At 61.7% G+C, this 5,614-nt stretch carries 1 protein-coding gene; it reads right to left on the bottom strand.

Features of this window, described 5'->3' with window-relative positions; translation table 11 throughout:
• Positions 1–148: 148 nt before the first annotated feature.
• Positions 149–5,158, bottom strand: coding sequence for an Ig-like domain-containing protein (locus O9K64_RS23070; RefSeq protein ID WP_275100481.1), 5,010 nt, complete (start codon positions 5,156–5,158; stop codon positions 149–151).
• Between the last annotated feature and the right edge of the window lie 456 nt (positions 5,159–5,614).

The following is a 5,614-nucleotide window of genomic DNA, read 5'->3' as shown; positions in this document are numbered from 1 at the left end:
CAGCAGGAGACAGGCGGAGAGTACGAGCGGTTGTGTGCGTGATTTGGACATCAGTCTCTGGACCTTTTTCTTATTCCATTTAATGCGGTTGCTGCGCACGGCCATTCTGCCGGGGCCTGTTTTCCATCACCTTCGTCGAAGGCCCTGCCTAGGGCGCCACCGGCACCAGCCGGATGCCATCGGCAATGACGTAGCCATCCGCCTCGTCGGTGAGGCTGATGGAGTGCAGGCCACCCCGGGTAAAGTGATAGGTGCCCAGCCGGTTCCACTGGGCGCCGGCTTGCCGCTGATTCACCGTGACCGGTGCATCGCCACCGTCGTGGGCAATCACATAGGTCGCATCCGTCGCCCGATTGGGATGGGCGGTCCAGCGGGCATCCACCTGGTACTGCCCGGTGACCGGTATGTTCAGGTGCCAGACATAGCGGTTGGGCTGGGCATCCACCGGTGACAGTGTGATGGCATCGGCAATCACATAGCCGTCCGCCTGGTCGGTCAGGCGGACGTCGTAGCCGACGCCCTGATTGAAGTTGAAGGTCCCCAGCAGGTTCCAGTCGCCGCCGTTCTGCTGCTGGTTGGCCAACACCGTGGTGCTGCCGTAGGCATGTTCAATCCGGTAACCCGCATCGGTCGCCCGGTTGGCATGCGCACTCCAGCGGCCATACACCCGGTACCGACCGCTCTCGGGGATAGCAAAATGCCAGATCGCGGTATTGGGTGGCGCATCGACCGGCACGATCTTGAGGGCATCGGCAATCACGTAACCATCGGCCTGGTCGGTCAGGGTGATGGCATAGCTGTTTCCCGAGCTAAAGCCATAACTGCCCAGCAGGTTCCACTCGCCCCCCTGCTGTTGCTGGTTCATGGCGACGGCGGTCGTGCCACTGTCATCGGTAATACTGTACGTCGCATTGGATGCGCGATTCGCATCCGCCGACCAACGGGCATAGACCTTGTACTGACCGCTCTGATCGGGGGTATAGGTCCAGGTGGCCGTGTTCGGTCCGGCACCCTCCGGCACCAGCTTGACCGCATCGGCAATCACATAGCCATCGGCCGCGTCACTCAGGGTGAAGGCGTATTGACGTCCCGGAGTGAAGTTGAAGCTTTCAACTATAAACCATTCCCCATTGTGGTCGCGCTGGTCCACCGCCATGGTGTCAACACCATAATCATGCTCGATCGTGAAGGGCGCATTACTGGCGCGATTGCTATCGGCCGTCCAGCGGGCATAGACCTGATAGTGGCCGCTCTCGGGCACACTCATCGGCCAGGTAAAGGTGTTGCCACCACTGCCCGCCTCATGATGTTGGTAATTGGCCCCCTGGTATCCGTCGATGGACGTGGACGCCGGCCAATTGCCCACGCTCTGTACCGCCGGATCACTGTTGTCCATCACCACACCGTCGGGTGACACCCCATTGGCCGCGTGGTATTGATAGTCGTCTCCCTGATATCCACCGACCTCGGTCGAGTGCGCCCAATCGCCGGTCGTAGTGAACGCCGCTGACTGGTTATCCAGGATGACGCCGCCGACAGCCGCCCCCTGGGCTTCATGGTATTGGTAGTTCGCCCCATAGTAGCCGCTGATCATTGTCGAGTCGGTCCATTCTCCGAGCGTGCTGTAACCCGGGCTTTGGTTGTCCACCAACAGGGCATCCGGGGATGGACCCTTCGCCGCATGGTAGCGGTAGTCGGCCCCCAGGAAGCCGGAAACGGCCGTGGAAGCGTCCCACTCGCCGATCATCTCCACATCCGGATGGCTGTTGTCCAGGATGATCTCCGTAGCCTGGATCGTCAGCGCATGCGCCAGATAGACCGTGGAGGCACTGTAACCATCGTCGATCACGGCATAGACCCAGTAGGTACCCGGCGGCACCTGCGTCACATCCCACCGGTAGCTGTCCCCAGCCTCCTCCGGGTCTTCCGGCAGCCCCTCCACGATCAGCGTGCCATCGGCACCGCCGTTGTCGCTGTCATAATAGAACGCGATCAGGGCATCGCTGTCCGGATCCAGATCATCCCAGCGCAGATCCACCACCCCGCCCGTGATCGTCAGCGGCGCCATCGGCTCGATGAAGCTCATCGTCGGGGTATCGTTCACGCCGTTGTCATCGGTAAAGAAGCCACTCGCCGGCGACCAGTCACTCAGCCCCCCGGACGGGTCTTCCGCCCGCACCCGCCAGTGATACCACTGGTTGTTGATCAGCGGACTGGTCAACAGCCATTGGGGGTCCGCGCTCAGTTGATCGGCCACCGGCACCGTCAGGTCCGGATCCGCGTACAGCTCAAAGCGGTACTGGAGTGCATCCCCGTCCGGATCCGTCACCGCATTGACCGCGAGGGTGGGCTCCAGCGTGGCCACCCAGGCGCCCGCACCCGGGTTCTGGATGGTCGGGGTGCCGGGTGCCCGGTTGAGGGCATTGACGATAAAGTTACTCTGCACCCAGTCGCTTTCCGACACGCCATCGAAGACCTTCACCCGCCAGTAGTAGTGTTGATCCTCTTGCAGATCAGTGACCGACCAGGCCGTCTGGCCGGGGGTCTCGCTGATCGCACCCGATGCGATCCGATCAACACTGTCGAAGGTCGCCACGGTATCCAGCTCAAAGGTGTAGCTCAGCACATCACCGTCCGGATCAATGGCATTGATCACCCGCAGTTCGGCGTGGTTAGTGGCTACATAGCTGCCCGCGGCCGGGCTGTCGATGGTCGCCAGCCCAGGCGCATCATTGGCGGTATTGACAAAGAAGTTGCCCACCGGCCCCAGGGTCTCGGCACCGTGCTCGTCCACCACGCTCGCCTGCCAGTAGTAGACACTGTTCTCGATCAGGGGGGTATCCACCAGCCAGTCGGTACTGCCCGCACCACCTTCCGCGATCGCCTGCACCGCGGCCACTTCCTGGGTCAGCGCACTATCACTGTAGATGCGGAAGTGGTAGGACAGCGTATCGCGGTCGACATCCTGGCTGTTGGTCACGACCAACAAGGGGTTGAGGGTGGCGACCTCCGCCCCCACGACCGGACTGCTGATACTGAACGCACCCGGCGCATCGTTTGCCGTATTGACAAAGAAGGCCGCACTGCTCCACAGACTGTAGACATTCCCATCGTAGGATCTGACCCGCCAGTGATAGCGGTGATTGTCGTTGAGCAGCGGAATCGGCATGGAGGAGGTCGGCAGCCAGCTCGTGGTCTCGACACCCTCGGACCGGTTCTCCGCACGCGCCACCAGTTCGGTCATCCCTTCGTCTGCGTAAAGCTCGAAGGTGTAGGTCAGCGCCTGCTCAGACGCATGGGGGGCATTGGTGATCACCAAGGCGGGGGTTTGGGTGGTCACCTCGACATCGTGCAGCGGCGACTGGATCACCGGCGCCTGGGGGCCCGAGGCCGGGTCGCTGCCGTCCAGATACTCCTGCAGGTCGGTGATGCCATCCCCATCGAGGTCGCCCGTGCCATCCCGGTCCAGGTTGCCAAAGTGTGCGATCTCCCAGGCATCGGCCATGCCGTCACCGTCCGTATCCCACTGCGGATTGACGGTCAGGGTGGCCGTCTGCGTGGCACTGAGTTGGCCATCACTGGCCACAAAATTGATCGTGTAGCTGCCCGCCTGCCCCTCCGCCGGGGTCCAGTTGAAGGTGGCGCTGCCCGCGCCGTTATCCACAAAGCCGGCACCGGCAGGCAGCGGACTGGCGCTGAGGACCACCGTATCGCCATTGGGATCCGTCGCCTCGACCAGAAAACCCACCGGGTTGCCTTCGTGGGTCGTGCGCGGCGGGATGTACTGCAGAACCGGCGGCTCCGGACCCACCACCGGCGTATCAAGGCGCAGGGAGTAATCACCGCCGCTCGCCGCATCCAGCAGGTTGATGAAGTAGTCCCAGGTGTAGGGGTTGGTGCTCTTGTTACGGGTACGGGAGATCCAGACATTCTCGGCCGGCAGGGGTTTGCCGTCGGCGCGCACGGCCGTTTGGATGACCTTGGCGCCCGCATAGGGATCGGGCAGCTGCACATAGCTGAACCCGGCGGAGACCGGGAAGCTCAGCCGATGATCACGCCGGGTCCCGTTCTGGCCGATCAGTGACAGCACCGCTTCACCCGAGTGATCGGTCACCTCGCTGTCCACCCCATGCGACTCGTAGAGGCGCAACACATCGCCATCCCGGGCCAGAAAATCCCTGACCCCGTCACGACCCGGCAGATCCACACGCACATCATGGAGCAGCAAATGGCTGTTGGTCGCCTCCAGGATGGAGGTCAACGCGCCGCCCAGCTCATCGGCGTGCGAGAAGGTGGCGGTAAAATCAACGAACTCGCCCGCCAGGGTGCTGGTCATCTGCCAACGCCCCACCTTGGCGCTCTGCCCCTCGATCCGGCCAAAATCCGCCAACAACACCGGCGCACTGGGCTGATCGTCAATGGAACTGCCAATGATCTCAAAGCCGATCAACAGGCCCTGTTCATTCTCCACAATCTTCGGCTGGGCCGAGTCGATCTTGACCGCCTCCGCCGGGGCAATGCCGTTGTTCTTGACCCGCACGCCCAAGGTGTAGGGCTCGATCGGCTCGATCTCCGCCGTCAGCGGATCATCACCCCTCACCTCCCGCGAGAGAAAGTAGTCCAGGGTCAGTTGCGGCAACGGCTTGACGGTAATGAAATCCGGCGTCACCACCACACTCTCCGGTTCACCACCCAGGGTGTAGCTCAGGTTGGCACCGACAAAATGCAGCTTGCCATTGGGCGCGTCCGCCGCCGCCCCGGCCGCCGGAATGATCAACCAGTGGATCTCGGCCGTGGTCTGCGGCGCCACCGACCCGTTGCCACTGACATCCGCGATGTTGTCCATCGAGTCGATGCGGATGAAGAATTTGGCGTCGGTATTGTTCGGGTCGGAGGTGGCCAGGACGCTGTTGCCCGCCTCATCCTGAAAGCTGACGTTGACATTGACATGGTCAATGGCCAGCTTCTCCAGGCCATTGTTGATGCGCATCATGGCATCGAACGCCTGGCGCTCCAGCGTCAGCTCCTGGGCGATCTCTATCTTGACCTGCGCACACACCGGCTCCGCCGCCCCGGCCGGAAACGCGACCCACCCGGCACCGAACCACAAGCCCACGCGCAACCACCCCGCAATGCACAACTTCCGGTTGTCATTCACCGCATATTCCCCAGCTTTTTGTTTTTATTACTTATTTTTAAATCACTTCAAATCACGGCGGCGCGCTCACCGCCACGGCGATTTTTTCAGGCGCACCTACGCCTCGGCGCTCCGCGGGAACGCCCGTGTGATCGGGTGCATTGATGACTCGCCAGAGCGCGCGATGTCTCCCCATCGGCTCTGCGAGATAAATAGAATTAACGCGGGGGCTGGGCGTAAGTTCCTTTACCTAGTCATCCTTATTCTTTTTCGTTATTACTTTGTTTCTTGTAGGGGAATTTGCCAAACTTCTTCCCCGATTGCAAGCACTTCTTTAATTCATCGGGCACACCGGGGCTAAACGTGCGACCGCACCCGACAAATCGACCCGCTTCACTGCATCACCACCGCAATGCCCGGCCCCATGCCAAACAGTGTCTGCGAATCGTTTGAACCCAGCGAATCGCCTCCGCCCAG

It is taken from the genome of Sedimenticola hydrogenitrophicus, assembly GCF_029017505.1.
GTDB classification, from domain to species: Bacteria; Pseudomonadota; Gammaproteobacteria; order Chromatiales; family Chromatiaceae; genus Sedimenticola; species Sedimenticola hydrogenitrophicus_A.
Note: the sequence above shows the minus strand (reverse complement) of the source record. Positions and strands in the feature narration are given on the sequence as shown.